A 23071-nucleotide genomic window follows, 5' to 3' on the forward strand; every position below is an offset into this window, starting at 1 on the left:
ACCCTGTGGCCTTGGCGAGGTTGTGGGAGCTCGAAGCGATGCACCTCGCTGAGGTGAGTGTCGCCCCCATCGCTCCCGGCATCGCCGCTCCCGCCGGGCCCTCGCGGGCGAGCACTCCGCCGGTCGCCAGCGCGAGCACGCTCGCTGCGGACTCCCCACCGTCGCCGTGGCTGCGCGCCACCGCCACACGGAGCCTCCTCCCGTTGATCGCGGAGTCGGTCGTGGTCATCGCGATCCTCGCCTACGCCACGACCTGGCTGCTTGCGCCCCACCCGGATGCGACGTTGCAGCTCGCCGAGACCGAGCAGAGCGAGAGCGCGAGCGCGAGCGAGGCTGACCCGAGCGCTCTCGTTCTCACTGTGCTCGACAACAACGGCGCCAGCGTGAAGCCGGACACGCTCCGTCAGTTCGAGCCGTATCGCGGAATCAACGTGTTCTCCGTCGAACACGGTGTTCTGCCGGGGACCTGCCTCGTCGTCTCGGACCCGAACAGCGGGCGATTCGACTATCACTGCGTCCCGCACGGGGTCGAGCCGATTCTCCATCAGTGGGTCGGTGAGCGCTTCGCCGAATGGCTCGCGGAGGGGAGCGTGATCAGCTTCCACCTCCACGGGAACACGATCGATGTCTACCTCCACCGTCCGCCCGCCGAGGGATAACGCCGCATGTGCGGCGATGCCGAACAGATATGCACGCATCTGCGGTGCTAGCGTGAGGGCGTGAGCAGCTACAAGATCGCCGAAGCGGCGCGCCTTCTCGGCGTGAGCGACGACACCGTGCGGCGGTGGGTCGACGCGGGGACGCTGCCGACGACCGGGGCGTCGCCGATAGAGATCCCCGGCGACGCACTCGCGGCGCACGCGGTCGGGCTGGCCGCGACGCCGAAGGATCCGGCCGACGTGCTCTCCAGCGCCCGCAATCGGTTCGTCGGACTCGTCACGCGTGTGCAGATCGACGGCGTCATCGCGCAGGTCGACATCCAGTCCGGGCCTCATCGCGTGGTCTCGCTCATGTCTTCCGAGGCGGTGCGCGAGCTCGAGCTCGAGCCCGGCTCCCTCGCCGTCGCCGTGGTGAAGGCCACGAACGTCATCGTCGAAACCCCGAAAGGCTGACATGCCGCGCTCCGCGCTTCTGCGTACCTCCGTCGTCCTCGCCTCGCTCGCGCTGGTGCTCACCGGCTGCGCGACCGGCGCCGATCAGGATCCGGCGGCGACGTCCGCACCGACGACGTCGGCCGAGCCCGAGCTCGCCGGCGACCTCACGGTGTACGCGGCGGCATCGCTGAAGGCGGCGTTCGATGAACTGGCGACGGAGTTCGAGGCGCAGCATCCGTCCGTCGAAGTCCAGCCGATCACGTACGACGGCTCGTCGACGCTCGCCACCCAGATCATCGAGGGCGCCCCCGTCGACGTGTTCGCGTCGGCCGACGAGAAGAACATGCAGAAGGTCGTCACCGAAGGCCTCGCGTCGGGTCCGCAGCTGTTCGCGACCAACACGCTCGTGCTCGTGGTGCCCGCCGACAACCCCGGCGGCGTGAAGAGCCTCGACGACCTCGCGAACGCCGATCTCACCGTCGTGCTGTGCGCCGCCGAGGTGCCGTGCGGCGCGGCGTCTGCGACGCTGCTCTCGAACGCCGGCGTCACGGCGAGCGTCGACAGCTACGAGCAGAACGTGACGGCGGTGCTCACGAAGGTCGCCGCCGGTGAAGCCGACGCGGGACTCGTCTACGTGACGGATGCGGCGACCACCGACGACGTCGACGCGATCGAGGTCGACGGCGCCGCCGACGTCGTGAACCGCTACCCGATCGTGGCTCTCTCCGCCGCGGCGGACCCCGAGGTCGCCGACGCGTTCGTCGCGTTCGTGCTGGGCGACAAGGGGCAGGAGGTGCTCGCGGCCCTCGGCTTCGGGGCACCGTGACCACCGCCGAAGTGACGCACGCGCCCGCGCGCGAGGAGCGCGCGGGGTTCGTGCCGCGTGTGCTCGCCGTGCCCGCGGTGATCGGGCTCGCACTGCTCATCCTGCCGCTGGGTGCGCTCGTGCTGCGGGTCGAGTGGGGGACGCTGTGGAGCGACGTCACCTCGCCCGAGGCGCTCTCGGCCCTGGGGCTCTCGCTCGCGACCGGCGCGGCGGCCACCGTGGTGTGCGTCGTGCTGGGGGTTCCGCTCGCGCTCCTGATCGCCCGGAGCACCGTGCGCACGGCAGCTGTGCTGCGCGCCCTGGTGACGGTGCCGCTCGTGCTGCCGCCCATGGTCGGCGGTGTGGCGATGCTGTTCCTGTTCGGCCGCACCAGCTGGCTGGGCGGCATCCTCGCGGAATGGGGCATCCGCATCCCGTTCACGACCACCGCCGTCGTAATGGCGCAGACCTTCGTCGCGCTGCCCTTCTTGGTGCTCGCACTCGAGGGCGCGCTGCGGTCTACGGGTGTCGGCTTCGAGCAGGCGGCGGCGGGCCTCGGGGCGGGGCGCTGGACGATCCTCGCCCGCGTGACGCTGCCCCTTGCGGCCCCCGGGCTCGTCGCCGGCATCGTGCTGTGCTTCGCGCGCGCGATCGGCGAGTTCGGGGCGACCGCGCTGTTCGCGGGCAACGCGCCCGGCGTGACGCAGACCATGCCGCTCGCGATCTACACCGCCTTCAACGGCGCGGGCGTCTCACAGGGCACGGCCGTCGCGCTGTCGCTGCTGCTGCTCGTGACCGCCGTCGGCGTGCTGCTCCTCGTGCGCGCCTGGCGAGCGGAGGCGCCGCGATGAGCGCGGTCGTATCGGAGCGAGGAGGGGATGCCGGGCCCGGCGCCGCAGCGGGCCTCGACGCCCGCGTGGTCGTGCGCCGCGGCGGGTTCGCCCTCGATGCCGTCCTGCAGGTGCCGGACGGATCGGTGGTCGCCCTCATGGGTCCGAGTGGCGCCGGCAAGTCGACGCTGCTCGGAGTGCTCGCGGGGCTGACGGGGTTCGACGAAGGCCACGTACGTCTCGGGGGCCGCACGCTCGACCTGTCTCCCGCACGTCGCACCCCGCCCGCGTCGCGCGGCGTGGTGCTGCTCGGCCAGGATCCGCGCCTGTTCCCGCACCTCAGCGCGCGCGACAACGTCGCGTTCGGGCTGCGCGTGCACGGCGCGACCAAGACCGCCGCCGCGGACGGAGCCGTCGACTGGCTCCGGCGCGTCGGCCTCGAGGATCTCGGCGGGCGCCGTCCCGCGCAGCTGTCGGGGGGCCAGCAGCAGCGCGTCGCACTCGCCCGCGCGCTCGCGACGGCGCCCGCCGCGATCCTCCTCGACGAGCCGCTGACGTCGCTCGACACCGAGACGGCCGGCGACGTGCGCGCGCTCCTGCATCAGCAGCTCGCGGCGACCGGAACCACGGCGGTCGTCGCGACCCACGACGCGGTCGACGCCGTGGCGCTTGCGAGTCGCCTCGTCGTGCTCGAGGACGGCCGCGTCACGCAGGCCGGTCCCGTGCGTGAGGTGCTCGCGTCGCCGGCGACCCGGTTCGCCGCCGCGGTGGCGGGCCTCAACCGAGTAGCAGGACGGACGGATGCTGCCGCCTGGCGTGCGGGCAACCTCGTGCTGCCGGCACCGGCGGGGGCGCAGCATCCTTCGCTCGCGGCCGTCTTCCGGCCGAGCGACGTCCGGGTCCTCGACGGGGCACCGAGCGGTGCGGGGGAGTGGACCGCGCACATCGTGCGGCTCGAGCAGACGCCCGCGGGGGTGCGCGTGCGCACCGGCGAACCCGACGTCGCGGTGGACGTGACCGCCGACCGTGCGGCAGGGCTGGCACCCAGGGATCCGATCACGCTGCGGGTGGACCCGGCCGACGTGCGCTTCGTCGTCGACGCTTGAGTCTTCGCCGTGCTCGGCGCGTGTCGTCTTCGCGCGCCGGACGCGCTCCGCTCGAGGACCGGTGGGCGGGGTGCGACGCGAACCGCAGACCGTAGACTCGGCCGGTGATGCGAATCCGCCCCTTCCGGCCGGGTGACGAGCCCGCCCTCGCTGAGATCTGCCTCAAGACTGCGGATGCCGGCGCCGACGCCACCGGTCTGCTCGACGACGACGACCTCTGGGCCGAGATCTTCGTGCTCCCGTACGCGGCGCGTCACCCCGAGTTCGCGTTCGTCGTCGAGACGGACGATGAGCGCGTCGTGGGCTACGTCGTCGGTGCGCCGGACTCCGCCGCTTTCGAGCACTGGTTCGAGACCGAGTGGTGGCCGCAGTTCGCCGAGCGGTGGCCGAAGCCGCAGGGGGACCCGCTGCCGGTGAGCGTCTCCCGGCAGGACGGCATCGTCCGCTACGCATACGCGCGCCGCGGCGGCGCGCAGCCGTTCGGCGACGCGTACCCCGCGCACCTGCACATCGATCTGCTGCCCGAGACCCAGGGGCAGGGGCTCGGCCGCCGCCTCATCGAGACGCTCGAGGAGGCGCTCCGCGAGGCCGGCGTGCCGGGCCTCCACCTCGTCGCGTCGTCCGACAACACCGGCGCCGTCGCGTTCTATCCGCGCGTGGGGTTCGAGCCGCTGCCGTCGCCCGAGGGCACGCAGGTCTTCGCGACGCGCCTCTGACGTACGCCTTCGGGCCACCCGGCGTCAACCCGTTGGGGGGGCCGGAAGGCTCCCGTAGTCTGCGGGCGTGGACGATGTCTCGGCGCCGACCGGCCGCGAACCGGAACTGACCGCTGTGCCGCGCGCGGACGGCTCCGCGCCGCGCGCGCTCGTGCTCGGGGCCACCGGGTACATCGGCGGACGCCTGGTGCCGCGGCTGCTGAACGCCGGGTACGAGGTCCGCGTGCTGGCGCGCGACCCCGCCCGCGCCGCGGCTCTCCCCTGGGGCGACCGCGTCCAGATCGTTCCCGGAGACGCCACCGACCCGGCATCGGTCGGCGAAGCGGTCAAGGACGTCGACGTGCTGTACTACCTCGTCCACTCGATGTCGGGCGGCGCGACCTTCGCCGACGCCGATCGTCGTGCTGCCCGGACGGTGTCGCGGGCGGCTGTCGAGGCATCCGTCGGCCGGATCGTCTATCTCGGCGGACTGCACCCCGACGGCGTCACGCTGTCGCCGCACCTCGAGTCGCGCGTCGAGGTGGGGGAGACCTTGATGGGAAGCGGCGTGCCGACGATCGTGCTGCAGGCGGGCGTCGTGATCGGGTCGGGGTCCGCGTCGTTCGAGATGGTGCGCCACCTGACCGAGGTGCTCCCGTACATGCCGGCGCCGAAGTGGGTGCGCAATCGCATCCAGCCGATCGCCGTGCGCGACGTGCTGCACTACCTGCTCGGTGCCGCGCGTCTGCCCGCCGACGTGAACCGGGCGGTCGACATCGGCGGCCCGGATGTGCTGCGCTACGGCCAGATGATGAACGGCTACGCGGTCGAGGCAGGGCTGCCGCAGCGGCCGATCGCGGCGCTGCCGGTGCTGACGCCGCGGCTCGCCTCGCACTGGGTGAACCTCGTCACGCCGATTCCGCGGTCGATCGCGCGTCCGCTCGTCGAGTCCCTGCAGAACGAGTGCATCGTGAAGGACCACGCGATCGATGCCCTGATCCCGCCACCCGAAGGCGGACTCACGCCGTACCGGACGGCGGTGCGGCTCGCGCTCGGCCGGGTCGAGGCCGACGCGATCGAGACCAGCTGGCAGGACGCCGAGGTGCTCGGCGCGCCGAGCGACCCGCTGCCGAACGACCCTGACTGGGCGGGACGCGTCGTGTTCACCGACGTGCGCACCGCACACACCCCCGCATCGCCCGCGGCGCTGTGGGCGGTGATCGTGGGGATCGGCGGCGAGAACGGGTGGTACTCGTCGCCCTTGCTGTGGGCGGTCCGCGGATGGATGGATCGCCTCGTCGGTGGCATCGGGCTCGCGCGCGGACGACGCAGCAAAGGGCGGCTCGCGGTCGGCGACGCCCTCGACTTCTGGCGCGTGGAGGCTCTCGACCCGGGACGGATGCTGCGCCTCCGCGCCGAGATGAAGGTGCCGGGGCTCGCGTGGCTCGAGCTGAAGGCGTCGCCCGACGGCGACCGCGGCGGATCACGCTACGATCAGCGCGCCGTGTTCTTCCCGCGCGGACTGGCGGGGCGCCTGTACTGGCTCGCGGTGGTGCCGTTCCACGGGTTCATCTTCGCCGGGATGGCGCGGCGAATCACCGCGACGGCGGAGGCCGCGGCGGAGTCCGCCCAGCCGTGACCGCGTCGGTTCATCCGACGAGGAGCGGTTCGCCCGACACCAGCCGCTCCAGCACCGAACCCGGCGGCACGTCGTCGTACTTGTAACTGAGCTTCTGCACGACCGAGGCACCGGCGACGAAGCGGAGCGGATCGGGATCCCAGGGCTGCATCATCCCGAGCTGCAGAAGGTGGCTCGCGGCGCTCGACAGCGTGGGCGCAGCATCCCACTGGCCGTGGAACTCGGGGACGAGGTCGAGGAGCACCTCGAAGATGCGGTGGTACAGGAAGTAGTCGGGGATCCCGCCGTCCTGCTCCCACCACGCCTCGAGCGCGAGCCGCTGCAGCCGGATCAGCGGCGTCCCGGGCACGGCGGCGATGAACCAGTTGCCGATCTGCCGGTGCGTCCAGCGCGGGTAGAGCGCGCCCGCGGTGAGGAGCGGAGCCACCGCCTCAGGCAAGGGCGCCGGAGCCCAGCACGTCGCGTCCACCCAGATGCCGCCTAGCCGGTCGAGCACGCTGATGCGGACGAAGTCGGAGAAGTGCGCGGGGTGGTCCTTCTCGAGGGCGTCGGCGACCGCGTCGGGGATCTCCACGAGCTCCCGCGCGGACCGGCCGTCCAGCACCGTCAGCGGCGTCGGCAGGTCGGCGTGCAGGCGCGTCATCTCGCCGACGCACGCCTGCACCAGGGGCGGGGCGGTGTCGAGGGGTGTGTTCCAGAACGTGTAGAGGTCGAGCGCGGACGGGTCGACGCGCTCGCCGTCGCTGTCGGCGATGAGGCGGCCGTCCCGCCGAGTGCCGGGCTGTTCGGGGAGCCCCGCCGCCACGCGCAGCTCGGGCAGGCGCGGGCGCAGGAAGTCGGTGAACGTGCGGTAGGCCGCGATCGCGGCGACGGGGTCGACCGAGTCGCGGAACCTGTCCGCGCGCCGCAGCTGCGCCTCGAGCCCCTGCAGCGGGTTCGGGATGCCGTCGCTCACGATGCGAGCCTATGCGCCGGCGCCCGCGGAAGCCGGGATCACGCGACCAGGCGTCCGTCCTCGATCCGCACGACGCGGTCGAGCTGGCCGTCGGGTACCGCCACATGCGAGATCAGCACCACGGCCTGGTCATCACGGACGGCGCCGAGCAGATCGGTGAGCAGGCGATCGGAGGCATCCGGGTCGACGCCCGCCGTCGGCTCGTCGAGCACCAGCACGGGGAAGCCTCGCAGGAGCGCCCGCGCCAGCGCGATCCGCTGCGCCTGCCCTCCTGACACGAGCGCGCCGCGCTCGCCGACGCGCGCTCCGAGACCCCCACGCTCGCGCAGCCACGGCCCGAGGCCGACGCGATCGAGCGCGGCCTCGAGCTCGGCGTCCGTCGCGGTGTCGCGCGCGAACAGCAGGTTCTGGCGGATGTCCTCGTCGAAGAGCATCGGATGCTGCTCGCACAGGCCGACGGTGAGCCGCACGTCGTCGGGCGAGAGGTCGTGCACCGAGCGGCCGCCGATGTCGTAGCCGCCCTCGGTCTCGAGGAACCGCACGAGCGCGTGCGCGAGGGTGCTCTTGCCGGCGCCGCTCGATCCCATGACGAGGACGCGCTCGCCGGGCCGGATGGTGAGGTCGACCTCGCGCAGCGCGGGCTCGGCGGCGCCGGGCCACCGCACGCTCGCGGCCTGCAAGCGCATGCCGTCGCCGAGCGCCGGGGCGTCGCCGGTGGGCTCGACGGTCTCGGGAGCGAGCTCGGCGGGCGGGGCCGCCGGCAGCGAGTCGGCGATGCGCTCGGCCGACGCGCGCACCTGGCGCCACGCCGACGCCGCCATCGGCACGGATGCGAACACCTCGAACACCGCCATCGGCACGAGCACGGCGACCGCGAGCGACGGGCCGGTCAGCGAACCCGACGCCGCACCCGGCGCGGTGACGAGCACCGCGGCGATCGACGCGGCACCGGCGAGAAGCGACACCAGGGCGGCGGTGCCGGCCTGCGCTCCCGAGCGGTGGACGACGGCGCGCCGCAGGTCCGCGTCGGCCCGGGCGATGCGCTCCCGGCTCTGCGCCTCGGCGCCGAACGCCGTGAGCACGTCGAGGCTGCCGATGTGGTCGAGCACCGCGTCGGCGAGGCGGGCGCGCAGCGGCGCGATGGCGCGCTCGGCGCGGGCGCCCGACATCCATCCCCACAGCGTCGCGATCGCGGCGGCGACCACGAGGCACGCGAGGAGGGTCAGTGCCGCCGGCCACCACACGAACGCCACCAGCACGACGGCGCCGAGCGCGACGAGCGCCGACGAGACGAGCGGCTGCACCACCCGCAGCGGGAGGTTCTGCAGCTCGTCGACGTCGTCGACCAGAGCCCCGAGCACCGAGCCGCGGCGGGTACGGGCCAGTCCGTCCGGGGCCAGGGGGACGAGCCGGCGTACGAGGTCGGCGCGCGTCGAGGCGAGCTGCCGCAGGGCGGCGTCGTGGCCGGTGAGCCGCTCGAGGTACCGGAACGAGGCCCGCGAGATCGCGAAGAACCGCACACCCACGACCGCGGCGGACAGATACAGCACCGGCGGCTGCTCGCTCGCGCGCACGATGAGCCAGGCGCTCACCGCGAGGAGGGCGACGGCCGAGGCCTCCGACGCGAAGCCGGCGGCGAGAGCCCACCAGAAACGCCGCGCGGGAGGCATCGCGCCCCTCAGCACGGCCGCCGCCGTCGAGGCCTGCGCCGTCATGCGAGCACCTCGCTCGAATCGAGCCGCACGACGTGGTCAGCGATGGCGCGCGCCGACGTGCGGTGCGAGATCAGCAGGACCGTCGCGCCGTCGGCGGCGAGGAGACGGATGCCTCGCCACAGCCGGCCCTCCGTCTCGGGGTCGAGCGCCGAGCTGGGTTCGTCGAGCGCGATCACCGCGGCGTTCCCGCGCAGGTGCCGGTAGAACGCACGGGCCACCGCGACGCGCTGGGCCTGGCCACCGGACAGACCCGCGCCCTGAACGCCCAGCTCCTGCGCCGGGTCGAGCGCGCCGGCGCACGCGAGGTCGAGGGCACGCCGGATCGCAGCGGCGTCGGGTGCCGCGTCGCCGAGCGTGACGTTGTCGGCGATGCTGCCGGTGAGGAGCCCCGGCCGCTGGCCAGCCCATGCGAGCCACGCGGACGGCGCGAGGGCGCGCACGTCGGTGCCGCCCCAGGAGGCATCCCCGTCGAACATGGCGGCACCGCGCAGCGCGGCGAAGAGGCTGGACTTTCCGGCGCCGCTCGGCCCCTCGATGAGCGTGACGGTGCCCGGCCCGGCCGTCAGGTCGACAGGCGGCAGCATCCGGTCCCCGCGCGTGACGCGGACGCCGTCGAGGGTGAGGTTCGCGCCGGGTGCAGGCGTTTCGTCTCGCTCGTTCCTCGCTCGCTCAACGACCGGGGGGAGGGGCGCCGCAGAAACGGCCCGGGCCGCATCCAGCACGTCGAACACGTCGTCGGTCGCGGCGACGCCCTCGGACGCGGCGTGGAACTGCACGCCGACCTGGCGCAAGGGGAGGTACGCCTCGGGTGCGAGCAGCAGCACGAAGAGGCCCACGGCGAGCGTCAGTGCTCCGTCGATGAGCCGGAAGCCGATCGACACCGCGACGATCGCGACGGCGATCGACGCGAGGAACTCGAGCGCGAACCCCGACAGGAACGAGACCCTCAGCACCCGCATCGTCTCGCGGCGGTACTCGCCGGTGACCCGTTCGATGGATGCCGCGGCCCGGTGCTGCCGACCGAACACCTTGAGCGTCGAGAGGCCCTGGACTGTGTCGGCGAAGCGCGACGCGAGGCGCTGGAGCGTGCGCCACTGCCGGTGTTGCACCGAGCGCGTGGCGAGGCCGATGAGCACCATGAAGATGGGGATCAGGGGGAGCGTGAGCAGGACGGTCAGCCCCGAGATCCAGTCCTGCCACCACATCACCGCGAGGATCAGCGGCGTCGCGACGACGGTCTGCACGAGCTGCGGCAGGTAGCGGCCGAAGTACGCCTCCAGCGCGTCGAGGCCGCGGCCCGCGGTCACCGCCAGGGCGGCGGAGTTGCGGACGCCGAGCCACTCGGGTCCGAGGACGCCGATGGCCTCGACGAGTCCCGAGCGCAGCTGGCCCTGCACCCGAGCGGCCGCGCGCGCGGCGACGGCCTCGCGCGCCCAGAGCAGGACCGCGCGGAGAGCGACCGTGATCGCGAGCGCGCCGAGCGTCGCGGCGAGCTCGGCCGACGGCATCCTGTCGATGGCTCCGGTGATGGCGCGCGTCAGCAGCCACGCGAACGCGACGATCACCGCGGTCTGCGCCGCCGCGATCGCGGCGATGGCGACGAAGAAACCGCGAGAGGCGCTCGCGTACCTCAGCAGCCGCGGGTCGACGGGCTTGCCGTTCACGCGAGGCGGGGCATCCGTCTCACTCATTCCTCTTCGACCCTACCCATGTCGTGGTCTGTCGCCGTCCTCGTGGCGACCGCTACTGTGTGTCGCACCGCGCGAAGGGGCAGAGGCGCATGTGGAGCATTCCGATCATCGACGGTCCGGTGCCATGGATCGTCTACACCGTGGCGTTCGCGTTCTTCCTGGTGCTGCTCATCCGCAGGCCGACGGGCCGATGGGTGCTCACTGCGCTCCTGGCGCTCCTGGTGGGCGCGCTCGTGGGCCTCGGGATCGGGCTGCTGATCGACGCGACCGACCTGTTCGGCGCCGACCCGCTCCCGATGCCGGTGCTGTGGTGGGCGGCCGCCACGTTCGCCGCGATCGGCCTCGCGGTCGCGAATCTGTGGCGCTCGCCGCTGTGGCGCAAGATCGTCGCGATCGTCGGCATCGTCGTGTTCGCGATCGCCGGCGGGATCGGCATCAACGCGGTCTACGGGCTCAACCCGACGCTGGGGAGCGTGTTCGGCATCGTCGACGACAACCCGATCGTCGTGCCGACCAACACCGCGACAGCCGATCCTGACGCCGGACCCCTCTACGAGACCTTCACACCCCCGGCCGACATGCCAGCCAAGGGACAGCAGGGCACCCAGGTGATCCCCGCGACCGCGTCGGGCTTCAACGCCCGGGCTGCGGGCATCTACCTGCCGCCGGCGGCGCTGGTGCCGAACGCGCCCGCCCTGCCGCTGGTCATCATGATGATGGGTCATCCCGGCAACCCCGACCCGAGCGCCATCGCCGGCGTGCTCGACGACTTCGCGGCGAAGAACAAGGGACTCGCCCCGATCGTCGTCGTGCCCGACCAGCTCGGACCCGACGGCAACGACCCCGCCTGCGCCGACTCGAAGGCCTACGGCAACGCCGAGACCTACGTCACGAAGGACGTCGTCGCCTGGGCGAAGCAGAATCTCCACATCATCCAGGACCCGAAGTACTGGGTCATCGCCGGCTACTCCAACGGCGGCGGGTGCGCCGTGAAATACCTCGCGAAGTACCCCGACCAGTGGAAGAACCTCATCGACATCTCGGGGGAGCCGTTCCCCGGCTCGGAGGACCCCGGCAGCGTCACCTCGACGATCTACGGCGGCGACACCGCGGCGTTCGAGGCGGCCAAGCCCATCGCCATCATGCAGGCGGCACCGGCGGGCACCTACGACGGCATGACTGCCGTGTTCACCGCCGGTTCGCAGGACCCGACCTACATCCAGGCGGCCAAGGACGTCTCGGGTGAGGCGCAAGCCGTGGGGATGACGGTGACGTACTACGAGGTTCCGGGCGCCGGTCATGTCGGCGACGCGCTGACGGGCGGACTGCAGGAGGGATTCACCGTGATGTATCCGGTTCTGGGGCTGTCGGCGAAATGAGGGACCGGAACCGGATGCTGCGGCCCGCAGCATCCGGTCCCCATCCTCAGTGCGCGGGCGCCGTGGCCGCCTTCTCGATACGGGAGCGGGTGACGCGCTTGCGGAAGATCCAGTACGTCCAGCCCTGGTAGGCCAGCACCAGCGGCAGGAAGACGAGAGCCGCCCACGACATGATCGTCAGCGTGTAGTCGGTGCTCGACGCGTTCTCGATCGTGAGCGATCCGGCCGGGTCGCCGGTCGACGGCATGACATACGGGAAGAGCGCGAACCACACCGCGAGCACGGCGGTGACGATCGTGAAGGCGCCGAACCCGAAGGCCCAGCCCTCGCGGCCGCGCGCGTTCGAGATCCACGAGGCGATGAGGAGCACCGCCGCCACGGCCGACAGGATCGCCGTGACCATCGCGAAGTCGCGGCCCTCGGAGAACGCCATGGCGACGGTCCAGACGAGGAACGCCGCGGCGACCACGATCGTCAGGAGCCCCGCGCGTCCGGCGAGCCGGCGTGCGTCGGCGGCGACCTGGCCGTCGGTCTTCAGCGCGACGAAGTAGACGCCGTGCGTGAAGAAGAGCAGCAGCGTCGTCAGGCCGCCCAGGAGCCCGTACGGGTTGAGGAGGGTCAGCAGCGAACCGGTGAACTCGTGGTCCGCGTCGAGCGGCACACCCTGCACGATGTTCGCGACGGCGACGCCCCAGAGGAACGCCGGCACGGCGGAGCCGACCACGATCATCGTGTCGAAGCCCCTCTTCCAGCGGAGCGAATCGCGCTGGTGACGGTACTCGAACGAGACGCCGCGGAGGATGAGCGCGAGCAGGATCAGCAGCAGCGCGAGGTAGAAGCCGCTGAAGAGCGTCGCGTACCACTCCGGGAACGCGGCGAACAGGCAGGCGCCGGCGACGATGACCCAGGTCTCGTTGAGGTCCCACACGGGGCCGATCGTGTTGATGACCTGGCGGCGGCTGACGTCGTTCTTGCCGAGGAACGGCAGTGACATGCCGACGCCGAAGTCGAACCCGTCGAGCACGAAGTAGCCGACGAAGAGGAAGCCGACGATCCAGAACCAGAGGTAGGCGAGATCCATGATGTGCTCCTGCAGCCCTTAGTAGACCGTCGTCGGGGTGTCTTCGACCGCCTGGGTGCGCGCATCCGGCGCTCCCGGCTCGGGAAGGGGCTCAGGGCCCTTCTTGGTCGTCTTCAGGATGAGGCCGAACTCGACCACCGCCAGCGCCGCGTAGATGAGGGTGAACGCGGTGAGCGAGATGAGCACGGTCCATCCGGGCACCGAGGGTGAGACGCCGTCCTCGGTGAGCATGAGGCTGAACACGATCCAGGGCTGGCGGCCCATCTCGGTGAAGACCCATCCCACGAGGATCGCGAGGAGGGAGGCGGGCCAGGCCCAGATCGCCAGTCGCCAGGCCCACGCGGGAACCTCGCGCTTGGCCTTCTTCCGGGTGAGCCAGAGGCCCACGACCGCGACGAGCGCCGCGACGCCGCCGAGGCCGATCATCCAGCGGAACGCCCAGTACGTGACCCAGAGGATCGGCGCGAAGTTGCCGTCGACCTGGTCGGCGAACTGCGGGAACAGCTCGGTCGTGTAGAGGTTGTTGAGGTCGTTGATGCCCTCGACGCAGCCGTCGAGCGAGTGCGTCGACAGCAGCGCCAGCAGGTACGGCACGCGGATCGAGAACAGCTCGCTCGTACCGTCGGGCGTGCCGAGCGTGAAGATCGAGAACGAGGCATCGGCCCCGCAGGCGCTGTCGAACATCGCCTCTGCGGCCGCCATCTTCATCGGCTGCGTCGCCACCATCACGAGGCTGAGCTGGTCGCCCGAGATCGCGACGCCGGCGAAGGCGGCGATGAGGCCCCAGAGGCCGAACTTGAGCGACGAGCGCATCATCTCGACGTTCTGCTTGCGCAGCAGGTGCCAGGCCGAGATCGAGACGATCACACCCGCGGTCATCATGAACGCCGCGAAGAGGGTGTGGGGGAGTGCCGCCAGCGCCACCGGGTTCGTCAGCACCGCCCAGAAGTCCGTCATCTCGGCGCGCGAGCCGTCCTCGGCCATCTTGAAGCCGACCGGGTTCTGCATGAAGGCGTTCGCGGCGAGGATGAAGTACGCCGAGAACCACGCGCCGATCGTCGCGATCCAGATGCTCGCGAGGTGCAGCGCCTTGGGCAGTTTGTCCCACCCGAAGATCCACAGGCCGATGAAGGTCGCCTCGAAGAAGAAGGCCATCAGGCCTTCGAAGGCGAGCGGGGCCCCGAACACGTCGCCGACGAACCGCGAGTAGGACGACCAGTTCATGCCGAACTGGAACTCCTGCACGATGCCCGTGACGACGCCCATCGCGAAGTTGATCAGGAAGATCTTCCCGAAGAACCTCGTCAGGTGCAGCCACTTCACGTTGCCGGTGCGGAACCACGCGGTCTGGAAGATCGCGACCGTCAGCGCCATGCCGAGCGTGAGGGGGACGAAGAGGAAGTGGTACAGCGTCGTGAGGCCGAACTGCCAGCGCGCCAGCAGCAGAGGGTCCAGCAGATCCACGATGCGTTCTCCGATCGTTCCGGACTGGGTCTGATCACCGTAGCATGTGGTCAGACCACACGGGCGACGAATCCCCAGGGGCGCCCGCTGGTCCCAGATTCCCAGGAATTCGCGCAGGGAGCGAGCCTCCTCGCCGTGAATAAAGCGGCTGCACCGGCGCCGGGCGCCCCTCGCGCGACTACCCTCGGAATCATGGCGAGCCGGGCACAGCGATCGGGGCCGGGCGCGTGACGGCGATCCCGGTGACGATCGGGCGACGGATGCCGCTTCCTGTGGCATCCGCGGGGCTCGGCGCGGTCGCGAGTGCTGTTCCGGTGGGGTCGATCGGTTCCCCGTTGGTGGATACGCATGGGCGGGTGCACCGCGATCTGCGGATCTCGCTGACGGACCGGTGTTCGCTGCGGTGTACGTATTGCATGCCGGAGCAGGGCAATGAGTGGCTGGCGAAGACGAGCATCCTGACGCTGGATGAGATCGTGCGGATCGCGCGGGTGGCTGCGGCGGACGGGATCAGCACGTTCCGGCTCACCGGTGGGGAGCCGTTGCTGCGCACCGACATCGTCGAGGTGGTGCGACGGCTGGCGGCGATCACCGGCCCGGATGGGCGGCCGGTGGAGATCGCGATGACGACGAACGGGATCCGGCTCCCCGAGCTGCTGCCCGGCCTGGTGGGGGCCGGGCTGACCCGGCTCAACATCTCGATCGATACGCTGCGCCGTGACCGGTTCCATGCGCTGACCCGCCGGGACCGGTTGGATGACGTGCTTGAGGGGATCGCGGCGGCCGGGGCGTCCGGTCTGCGCCCGCTGAAGCTGAACGCGGTGGCGATGCGGGATGTGAACGAAGACGAGCTGGTGGAGCTGGTGGAGTTCGCGATCGCGCATGGTGCGCAGATGCGGTTCATCGAGCAGATGCCGTTGGATGCCGGGCATACGTGGGATCGGTCGCGGATGGTGACGCAGGACGAGATCCTCACCGCCCTGTCGGCACGGTGGGCGTTGACGCCGGTGCCGGGCCGGGGCGGGGCGCCGGCGGCGCGGTGGACCCTGGACGGTGGCCCGCACACTGTCGGTGTGATCGCGTCGGTGACGGCGCCGTTCTGCGGCGACTGCGACCGGTTGCGGTTGACCGCGGACGGGCAGCTGCGCAACTGCCTGTTCTCGACCACGGAGTACGACCTGCTCCCGATCCTCCGCGCGGGTGGTGATGACGGTGAGGTGGATGGGATGCTGCGGTCCTGCGTGCGCGGCAAGCTGCCGGGCCATGCGATCAACGATCCGTCGTTCCTGCAGCCCGCGCGCGGCATGAACGCGATCGGCGGCTGACATGGGCCGCATCACCGCCCGCAGCCCCGTCACCCGCATCGCGCTGAACGACGGCGACGTGGCGGTGCGCCGTCGCGCCGACACGCTGGTCGTGGAGGAACCGCTCGAGATCCGGATCGCCGGCGAGCCGCTCACCGTCACGATGCGCACTCCCGGCAACGACCTCGACCTCGCCGCCGGATTCCTGGTCTCGGAGGGCGTGATCTCGGCCGCAGCAGACCTGCGTTCGGCGATCCACTGCGGCGGCCCGGGCACCGGGGCTGTGCCGTCCACCCCGCTGCTCACGATCGGCATCGGTCCCACGGAGCTGGCGACCTCGAGCGAGAACACCTACAACGTCCTCGACATCGCGCTCGCGCCCGAGCTCGCACCGCTCGTCACCGACATCGCCCGCAACTTCTACACGACGAGTTCGTGCGGCGTGTGCGGCACCGCGTCCATCGAGGCCATCGAGAAGCAGTCGCGCTACGACGTCGGGACGGATGCGGCAGCCGTCGACGCGACCATGCTCGCCGGTCTTCCCGATGAGCTGCGCGCCGGTCAGACGGTGTTCGACAAGACCGGAGGTCTTCACGCGGCGGCGCTGTTCGACGCGGTGTCCGGCGAGCTGCTCGTGCTGCGGGAAGACGTCGGCCGGCACAATGCCGTCGACAAGGTCATCGGCTGGGCGGTGCTGGAGGATCGCCTGCCGCTGAGCGGAACCGTGCTGCAGGTGTCGGGCCGCGCCAGCTTCGAGCTCGTGCAGAAGGCCGTGATGGCCGGCATCCCGATCCTGTCCGCGGTCTCTGCGCCGTCGTCACTGGCCGTCGAGCTGGCCGCGGCCTCGGGGCTCACGCTCGTCGGGTTCGTGCGCGGGTCGTCGATGAACGTCTACGCCCGGCCCGACCGGGTGCGGGTCACGGCCGGGGTGCGCTGACCGCGCCGGGATTCAGCCGCGCGAAGCGGCGAGCTGCACGACGCACTGCGTCGGGTCGCACGACGGCGCGATGCCCTTGACCCGCAGCGGGCCGCCGGCCTGCGCGAGCACGCTGTCCATGAGCCCGATGTGCACGTCGCACAGCACGCCGCGGTGCTCGGCGGCGGGCACGTGCGGGCAGGGCGTCAGATCGACCGTGAGGTCGCGTTCGTCGATGAGAGGGTCGAAGCCGGCGTCGCCGAGGTCCTCCACGAGCGCGTCGAGCTGGTGCAGCGCGTCGGCGCCGAGTTCGGCATCCGTGCCGGATCCGTACACGCGACGCAGCAGGTCTCCGCGACGAGCCGCCTCCTCCGCCCGGCGGACGGCGACAGGGCTCGATGCCTCGTCGGAGCCGGTGGCCGCGGAGTAGAGCACGCGCGGGCGGCCGCGCGTGGTGCGGTGCTCGGTCTCGGCGATCACGTACCCGGCGTCGATGAGGCGCTGCACGTGCTCGCGCACGGTGTTGGCGTGGAGACCTGTCGCCTCGACGAGTTCGGAGATCGCCCGCTGCGGGCGCTCCTGCAGCAGGTGCATGATCTCGACGCGGGAGTAGCTCGAGATCGCGCTGTACCCGGTCGTCATGGTCCCATTATCGCGGGGCGCCACGACGACCGGGTCCCCGCAGGTTCACCCGTGTCGGATCAGAACAGCTGGCCGAAGATGAGGATCGCGATGAAGAACACCGCGACGATGCCGACGATGATCGCGAGCGTGCGGCCGGAGAGCTTCGCGACGCCCCAGCCGACCAGCACGGGGATGGCGAAGAGGAACAGCGCGACGATCCACCAGAACGCGGAGTAGGCGCCGCTGGTCGCGTCCTCGAGGCGTCCGCCGAACAGCGACTGCGTCGCCGGGTGCGTCGCGAAGCGCACCGCGATCGAAATGGGAACCGCCACGAACACGAAGACGACGAGTCCGATGAGCCAGCCCCAGAGGGTGGAGCTTCCGCCGCCCGAGAGGACGCCGCCGTGGAGCTCGGGTTCGGGCTTCTGCTGCTGCTTGCCTGATGCCATGGGCATGACTCTAGTGGCGCGCGGTGGCGGGGCATCGCACGATTCGCACGATTTCGCCCGGACATGGCGCTGTCCGCCGGCGGGGACGGGCGGACAGCGTCGGGGCGCCAGGGAGAACCGCCACTGGGGGAGCGATCTCCGCGCTCACCATCCACGATCGCCGTCCGTCAGGGGGTGGAGCTTCGGGGCGCGCGCTCGCGGGGTCTGAGAGAGAAGCTACGCCCGCCGCCGGTGTTCGCAAGGGGGATTGCCTGTGCGTCTCCTGAGTGCTATCCGGCTGTGCCGATCGCCGGCGTTCGCACGCTCGTGGTGGGATGGGACCGACATGAGCCAGCCGCCGCCTCCCCTCGATTCCGCCACCGCGATCGCCGCTGCCGTGCGGCAGGGGGACGTGACCGCGCAGGAGGTCGTGGAGGAGCATCTGGCCCGCATCGCGCGGATCGATCCCGCACTCAACGCGCTCACCGTGGTCTTCGCCGACCGTGCGCGGGCCGCTGCCGCTGACGTGGACGCCGCCGTGAAGGCGGGTCGCGACCCCGGGCCTCTCGCGGGCGTGCCGATCTCGGTGAAGGAGAACATCGACCTCACCTGGTCGGCGACGACGAACGGCTGGCGAGGGCTGACCGACGCCGTGCCGGCCCGAGACGCCACCGTCGTGCGGCGGTTGCGGGATGCCGGGGCGGTGCCCGTCGCCCGGGGAAACATGCCCGACTTCGGGATGCGGTGGGACACCGACAACGACGTGTTCGGCCGCACTCTGAACCCGTGGAACCGCGCACGCAGTGCCGGCGGATCCAGCGGAGGCGACGCCGTCGCCGTGGCGACCGGGATGAGCGCCATCGGCGTCGGCAACGACTTCGGCGGCTCGCTCCGCCTCCCCGCCTACGCGGCAGGCGTGGTCGGACTCCGCCCCTCGCAAGGGCGTGTGCCACGTGCGGCGGTGCGCGAGCAGTCGGTGGCGCTCACGCTCCAGCAGTTCTCCGTGAACGGGCCCATGGCGCGACGCGTCGACGACGTCGCGCGCGCACTCGCTGTCATGCAGGGATGGGATGCCGACGACCCGGTGTCGCTCGCCGCTCCTGCGGTGCACCCCGACGCGGTGCCGCGCCGCGTCGGCGTCGTGCGCGATCCTGCGGGCCTCGAGGTGGATCCGGAGGTGGCGGCCGGAGTCGACCGGGCCGCGGCATCCCTCGCGCGTGAAGGCTGGGATGTCGTCGACGTCGGCGTCCCGCTGCTCGAGGAGGCGGCCGTGCTGTGGCGGCGGCTGTCGTGCACCGACATGCTCATCTCGCTCGACCCCGCGGCCCTCGGCCTGCCGCTGGGGCGTTCCGCCACGGCGTTCCTGCGCGACAGCACGGCGGCGGCGCGCCCGTACGAGTCGGCGCGTGAGTACGCCGAGGCGTGGGCACGGCGAGCCGCGATCGCGGCGGAGTGGCGACGGCTGCAGGTCGAGGTGCCGGTGATCCTGGGACCTGTGTCGACCTCGCGGATGCGCGAGCCCGACTACGACCTGGGCGGTCAGGAGGCCGCGGACCGGGCGTGGCGCGATCTGTGGCTGACGGTGGTCGTCAACTTCCTTGGACTGCCGGCGCTGGCCTTGCCCACTGGTCTCGGCGCCGACGGGATGCCGACCGGCGTGCAGCTCGTCGGCCCCGCGTTCGGCGAGGACGTGCTGTTCGAGGCGGGGCGCGCGGTCGAAGCCGGAGTACCGGCTCTTCCCCCGGTTCCTTCGCCGGTCTGAGGCGCCTCTGGCGCACGGAGGCGCCCTGCGCCAGGCTGAGGCAGGCCCGCCGGGGGTGCGGGCGGTATCAGCGGCATCCGTCCGTCCTCTTCCGAGACGGAGCCGAACGGAGGACCCATGTCTCGCACGCAGGCGTCGCCGGTCGCGCTGCCCGATCTGCGCGGGCGCACCGCACTGGTCACGGGCGCGAGCGACGGCGTGGGCGTCGAGATCGCGCGTGGCCTTGCGGCGGCCGGCGCCGATCTCATGCTGCCGGTGCGCAATCGCGTCAAGGGAGAGCGGGCGGTCGAACGCATCCGGGAGAGCGCGCCCGACGCGCGTGCCGACCTGGTCGACGTCGACCTCGCGCGCCTCGACTCGGTGCGCGCGCTCGCCGCGGCGATCCTGGCCGATCGCACGCCCCTCGATCTCGTCTTTCTCAACGCCGGCATCGTGCTGCTCGGCGACCGCGAGCGCCACGTGAGCACCGATGGTTTCGAGCTGCACTTCCAGACGAACTTCCTGGGGCACTTCGCGCTCACGACGGTGCTGCTGCCGCTGCTGCAGGAGCGGGGAGCGCGCGTCGTCGTGCAGCTGAGCCTGGCCGCCCGCTTCGCGCGCCCTGCCTGGCACGATCTCCAGAGCGAGCGCCGATACTCCCCGCTGCGCGCCTACGGGGCGTCGAAAGTGGCGTTGGCACTGTTCGGCTACGAACTCGCCCGGCGCGCGGCGGCGGGAGAGGGGGGCGTCACGGTGCACCTCAGTCATCCCGGCGTCGTGCCCGACACCGGGATCGCGCCGGCCATGCGCGCCCGCGATCGCGGCGGTCTCGGACGCCGACTCGCCGACGGACTCGGCAATACGCCCGCCCAGGCCGCGCAACCGGCGCTGCTCGCTGCGGTCACGGGTACTCCGGGCCCGGGCTTCTTCGGCCCTACGGGTGCGCTGCACTTCGGCGGAGCGGCCGGCCCCGTGCGCCCGTATCGACGTCTCGCCGACCCGGTCGACGGTGCGCGGATGTGGGCGGTGGCCGAACAGCTGCTGCAGGACCGCAGCGACGCCGTGCGCGCCTGAGCCGGAGCGTCGGCTACGGTCCGGGCGTCTCGGGCGTCTGCGGGAACGGGGGTTCCTCCGGGTGGGGCGCCAGTGGCTCTTCGGGCCAGGGCGCCATCGGCTCGTCCGGCGGCGACGGGATGCTGGGGCCGGGGCCCGGGTCAGGGCTTCCCGGTCCGGGAGAGCCCGGCCCGGAAGGCATCTCACCCGGCGGGGTCTGGTCGGGCATGGGCTCGGGGACTGTGGGGTCGGTCATGACGTCTCCTGGGAGGAACGAGGGCCGCGCATCGTGCCCTGCATCACCCCCAGCCTGCGGCGCGGGCGACGACGCGGCGAGGCCCTTGACCGCGACGCGGTGCGGGTCTACGCATCAGCGGCCGGGGTCGAACCGTGCGTGCGCCAGCCGGTGCAGCATGAGCGCGACGTCGAGGCGCGTGCGCCCGCGCGCCGTCGACGGGTCATACCCGAGCCGCGTCGGAAGCTCGTGCAGTCGTGCGCCCATCGTGGAGTGGTGCACGCCGGCGTCGGCGGCCAGCGAGCGCTGAGAAGCGCCGCCGGCCAGGGCGCGCAGCATCCGTTCGCTCCACGCGGTCGCGAGCAGCGCGTCGATCGCGAGCACGTCGGGATGCGGCGATGCGCGCAGGTCCTCGGTCTCGGCGAGCTGCAACAGAGGGCCGAGGTCGGCGGCGCGCACGGCGGGCTCGTCGTCGTCGGCGAGGCGCAGCGCGACGAGGGCGGACCGCCACGACTCGCGCAGGTCGGACAGCCCGGAGGCTGCCGTCCCGATGCCCGCTCGGGGTGCGGGCGCACGGTCGTCGGGCGAGAGGGCGGCGCGCGCGAGGCCGAATCGCGTCGCGACCACGGCGTGGGCGAGAGGCCGGTCGAGGCGCACCGTCGGCGGCACGGCGACCGCGTGGATCGCGGTGTGCGCGCCCAGCGACAGCCGGGCGGCCGCCTCCTCGCGTTCCTGTTCCGACGCGTCGCCCGTGAGCAGCACCTCGACCGCGCGACGCGTGGGCGTGCTGGTGTCGAGCCGGACCGACTGGATCGACAGCGCGATCGCCAGCCGCTCGAGCACCATGGCGTCGTTCGCGTGAGCGTCCCCGGCGCGCTCGAGCCACACCGTCGAGCCGTCGGCCGACGGGACAGCCGGCCAGTCGTCGGGACGGCCCGGCGCCAACTCGGCACCATCCGCGCCGAAGCGGCGGCCCTCGGCGCGGCCGGTGTGCACGTGTCCGATCGGCGCGCCACTGAGCACGGCGGCTCCGCGCAGCATCCCCTCCGCGCCGACGCGGCCGTCGACCAGCGCGTCGAAGTACGCGATGACCTTGAGCGTCTCGCTCGCCTCGGGATCGAGGGCGCTGAGCCTGCCCACGAGTTCCTTCATCGGCATCCCCCTCGACGCTGCTGAGCCCCACCCTACGCGGGCGGGACTCAGCAGAGCGGCTCAGGCGTCGAGCATGCGGGTGAGCCAACGGTGGCGGGTCTCGATCATCGCCATCGAGATCTGGGCCTGCGGTGCGAAGCCGTCGAACCCGTGGAAACCGCCGGGCCACACGTGCAGCTCGGCGATGCCGCCGGCCGCCCAGATGCGCGACGCGTAGGCGACGTCCTCGTCGCGGAACACCTCGGCGCTGCCGACGTCGATGAAGGTGGGCGGCAGGCCCGAGAGATCCTCGGCGCGGCCGGGAGCGGCGTAGATCGACACGTCGTCGGTGCCGCGGCGGTCGCCGAGCAGGGCGTTCCAGCCGGTGAAGTTGCTCGTGCGGTCCCACACGCCGATGCCCTGGATCTGCAGCGCCGACACCGACTCGTTGCGGTCGTCGAGCATCGGGTAGATGAGCAGCGAGGCGCGCAGGGGCGGGCCCTGGCGGTCGCGGGCGAGCAGCGTCACGCCCGCCGACAGACCGCCCCCGGCACTCGCTCCGCCGACGATCATCCGCGTCGGGTCGATGCCGAGCTCGTCGGCGTGCTCCGCCGTCCACACGAGGCCCGCGTAGCAGTCCTCCACCGGCACCGGGTCGGGGAACTCCGGCGCGAGGCGGTACTCGACGCTCACCACGACCGCGTCGTGGCTGGCGATATAGGGCAGGAAGGCCTGCACGCCCATGAAGCGGTTGCCGATCACCATGCCGCCGCCGTGGATGTGGTAGATCCCCGGCCCCGTCGTGGTCCGGCCGGGCCGACGGTAGATCGACACCACGATCTCGCCGCCGTCGTAGCCGGCGATCGTGCGCTCCTCGTGCACGGCGCCGACGGCCGCGACCTGGTCGTCGAGCGTAGGGTCGGCGGGCATCTCGCGCATCAGCGGGATCATCTCGGGCGTCAGCGTGGGCTTGATGACCTCGGCGATGAGGCCGAGCGCGGCGTGGAGCTCGGGATCGAAGGGTGGTGCGGTCAGCTCGGGCATGGGGTCTCCGTCGTTCGGGTCCGCCGCGGCGCTGCGGCGTACGTCGATCCTCACTTCATGGTGATGGATGCCGCGACCGCCGTGTGCGGCGGTTTCAGGGCTGTGAACCCGCCAGGTGCGCGGCCGCTCGTGCGCAGGGCG

General features: G+C 72.0%; 21 protein-coding genes. 12 read left to right on the forward strand and 9 right to left on the reverse strand.

All coding sequences use genetic code 11. From position 1 onward, the window contains the following. Window positions 1-11: 11 nt before the first annotated feature. From ACLBXX_RS18745 to ACLBXX_RS18775, 7 genes are all read left to right on the forward strand, one after another. Window positions 12-659, forward strand: coding sequence for a hypothetical protein (locus tag ACLBXX_RS18745; RefSeq protein ID WP_447659267.1), 648 nt, complete (start codon window positions 12-14; stop codon window positions 657-659). Between the two features lie 60 nt (window positions 660-719). Further along, a complete protein-coding gene (locus ACLBXX_RS18750; RefSeq protein ID WP_447659268.1) occupies window positions 720-1112 on the forward strand; it encodes a TOBE domain-containing protein in 393 nt (130 codons plus the stop codon). A gap of 1 nt (window position 1113) precedes the next feature. Continuing rightward, the gene (modA, locus tag ACLBXX_RS18755) at window positions 1114-1920 is read left to right on the forward strand and encodes a molybdate ABC transporter substrate-binding protein (protein ID WP_447659269.1); all 807 of its coding nucleotides are present in this window, start codon (window positions 1114-1116) and stop codon (window positions 1918-1920) included. Between the two features lie 11 nt (window positions 1921-1931). Continuing rightward, the gene (locus ACLBXX_RS18760) at window positions 1932-2750 is read left to right on the forward strand and encodes an ABC transporter permease (protein ID WP_387141240.1); all 819 of its coding nucleotides are present in this window, start codon (window positions 1932-1934) and stop codon (window positions 2748-2750) included. After that, window positions 2747-3835: a sulfate/molybdate ABC transporter ATP-binding protein gene (locus ACLBXX_RS18765; RefSeq protein ID WP_447659270.1), complete on the forward strand. Its 1089-nt coding sequence runs from the start codon at window positions 2747-2749 to the stop codon at window positions 3833-3835. The genes ACLBXX_RS18760 and ACLBXX_RS18765 overlap by 4 nt, the downstream gene beginning before the upstream one ends. A 104-nt stretch (window positions 3836-3939) precedes the next feature. Beyond that, window positions 3940-4551 carry an N-acetyltransferase family protein gene (locus ACLBXX_RS18770; protein ID WP_447659271.1) on the forward strand — a complete coding sequence of 204 codons (612 nt, stop codon included), beginning with the start codon at window positions 3940-3942 and terminating at the stop codon, window positions 4549-4551. A gap of 67 nt (window positions 4552-4618) precedes the next feature. Further along, a complete protein-coding gene (locus ACLBXX_RS18775; RefSeq protein ID WP_447659272.1) occupies window positions 4619-6169 on the forward strand; it encodes an SDR family oxidoreductase in 1551 nt (516 codons plus the stop codon). 10 nt (window positions 6170-6179) lie between these two features. On the opposite strand, the gene ACLBXX_RS18780 is transcribed toward ACLBXX_RS18775, so the two are convergent. From ACLBXX_RS18780 to cydD, 3 genes are read right to left on the reverse strand one after another with little or no spacing between them, the layout of a single operon-like run. After that, a complete protein-coding gene (locus tag ACLBXX_RS18780) occupies window positions 6180-7124 on the reverse strand; it encodes a capsular polysaccharide synthesis protein (RefSeq protein WP_447659273.1) in 945 nt (314 codons plus the stop codon). Between the two features lie 38 nt (window positions 7125-7162). Then, window positions 7163-8839, reverse strand: coding sequence for a thiol reductant ABC exporter subunit CydC (gene cydC / locus ACLBXX_RS18785; protein WP_447659274.1), 1677 nt, complete (start codon window positions 8837-8839; stop codon window positions 7163-7165). Continuing rightward, window positions 8836-10530: a thiol reductant ABC exporter subunit CydD gene (gene cydD / locus ACLBXX_RS18790; RefSeq protein WP_447659275.1), complete on the reverse strand. Its 1695-nt coding sequence runs from the start codon at window positions 10528-10530 to the stop codon at window positions 8836-8838. Before cydD ends, cydC begins: the two co-directional genes overlap by 4 nt. Before the next feature lie 89 nt (window positions 10531-10619). Between cydD and ACLBXX_RS18795 the strand changes: the two genes are divergently transcribed. Then, window positions 10620-11909: an alpha/beta hydrolase gene (locus ACLBXX_RS18795; RefSeq protein ID WP_447659276.1), complete on the forward strand. Its 1290-nt coding sequence runs from the start codon at window positions 10620-10622 to the stop codon at window positions 11907-11909. 46 nt (window positions 11910-11955) lie between these two features. Here the strand turns inward: ACLBXX_RS18795 and cydB are convergent, their stop codons facing one another. Beyond that, window positions 11956-12990 (reverse strand): cytochrome d ubiquinol oxidase subunit II, encoded by a 1035-nt coding sequence (gene cydB / locus ACLBXX_RS18800; protein WP_447659277.1) that lies wholly within the window; start codon window positions 12988-12990, stop codon window positions 11956-11958. 18 nt (window positions 12991-13008) lie between these two features. After that, on the reverse strand, window positions 13009-14454 hold the full coding sequence (locus tag ACLBXX_RS18805; RefSeq protein WP_387138966.1) for a cytochrome ubiquinol oxidase subunit I: 1446 nt from the start codon (window positions 14452-14454) through the stop codon (window positions 13009-13011). Window positions 14455-14714: 260 nt separating this feature from the next. Here ACLBXX_RS18805 and moaA point away from each other — a divergent pair, with 260 nt between their 5' ends. Further along, window positions 14715-15779 (forward strand): GTP 3',8-cyclase MoaA, encoded by a 1065-nt coding sequence (moaA, locus tag ACLBXX_RS18810; RefSeq protein WP_447659292.1) that lies wholly within the window; start codon window positions 14715-14717, stop codon window positions 15777-15779. 1 nt (window position 15780) lies between these two features. Next, a complete protein-coding gene (gene fdhD, locus ACLBXX_RS18815) occupies window positions 15781-16695 on the forward strand; it encodes a formate dehydrogenase accessory sulfurtransferase FdhD (RefSeq protein WP_447659278.1) in 915 nt (304 codons plus the stop codon). Between the two features lie 12 nt (window positions 16696-16707). Here the strand turns inward: fdhD and ACLBXX_RS18820 are convergent, their stop codons facing one another. Then, complete coding sequence (locus ACLBXX_RS18820; protein WP_447659279.1) at window positions 16708-17316, reverse strand: ArsR family transcriptional regulator; 609 nt, start codon at window positions 17314-17316, stop codon at window positions 16708-16710. Between the two features lie 59 nt (window positions 17317-17375). After that, on the reverse strand, window positions 17376-17747 hold the full coding sequence (locus ACLBXX_RS18825; protein ID WP_387138957.1) for a hypothetical protein: 372 nt from the start codon (window positions 17745-17747) through the stop codon (window positions 17376-17378). A gap of 325 nt (window positions 17748-18072) precedes the next feature. Between ACLBXX_RS18825 and ACLBXX_RS18830 the strand changes: the two genes are divergently transcribed. Beyond that, window positions 18073-19488 (forward strand): amidase, encoded by a 1416-nt coding sequence (locus ACLBXX_RS18830; RefSeq protein WP_447659280.1) that lies wholly within the window; start codon window positions 18073-18075, stop codon window positions 19486-19488. Between the two features lie 117 nt (window positions 19489-19605). After that, window positions 19606-20541: an SDR family NAD(P)-dependent oxidoreductase gene (locus ACLBXX_RS18835; protein ID WP_447659281.1), complete on the forward strand. Its 936-nt coding sequence runs from the start codon at window positions 19606-19608 to the stop codon at window positions 20539-20541. A gap of 349 nt (window positions 20542-20890) precedes the next feature. Here ACLBXX_RS18835 and ACLBXX_RS18840 read toward each other — a convergent pair whose 3' ends face one another. Beyond that, entirely contained in the window at window positions 20891-21907 is a 1017-nt protein-coding gene (locus tag ACLBXX_RS18840; protein ID WP_447659282.1) for a helix-turn-helix domain-containing protein, read from the reverse strand. A gap of 60 nt (window positions 21908-21967) precedes the next feature. Beyond that, complete coding sequence (locus ACLBXX_RS18845) at window positions 21968-22930, reverse strand: alpha/beta hydrolase (RefSeq protein WP_447659283.1); 963 nt, start codon at window positions 22928-22930, stop codon at window positions 21968-21970. Window positions 22931-23071 lie beyond the last annotated feature (141 nt).

It is taken from the genome of Microbacterium sp. C23T, assembly GCF_053345975.1.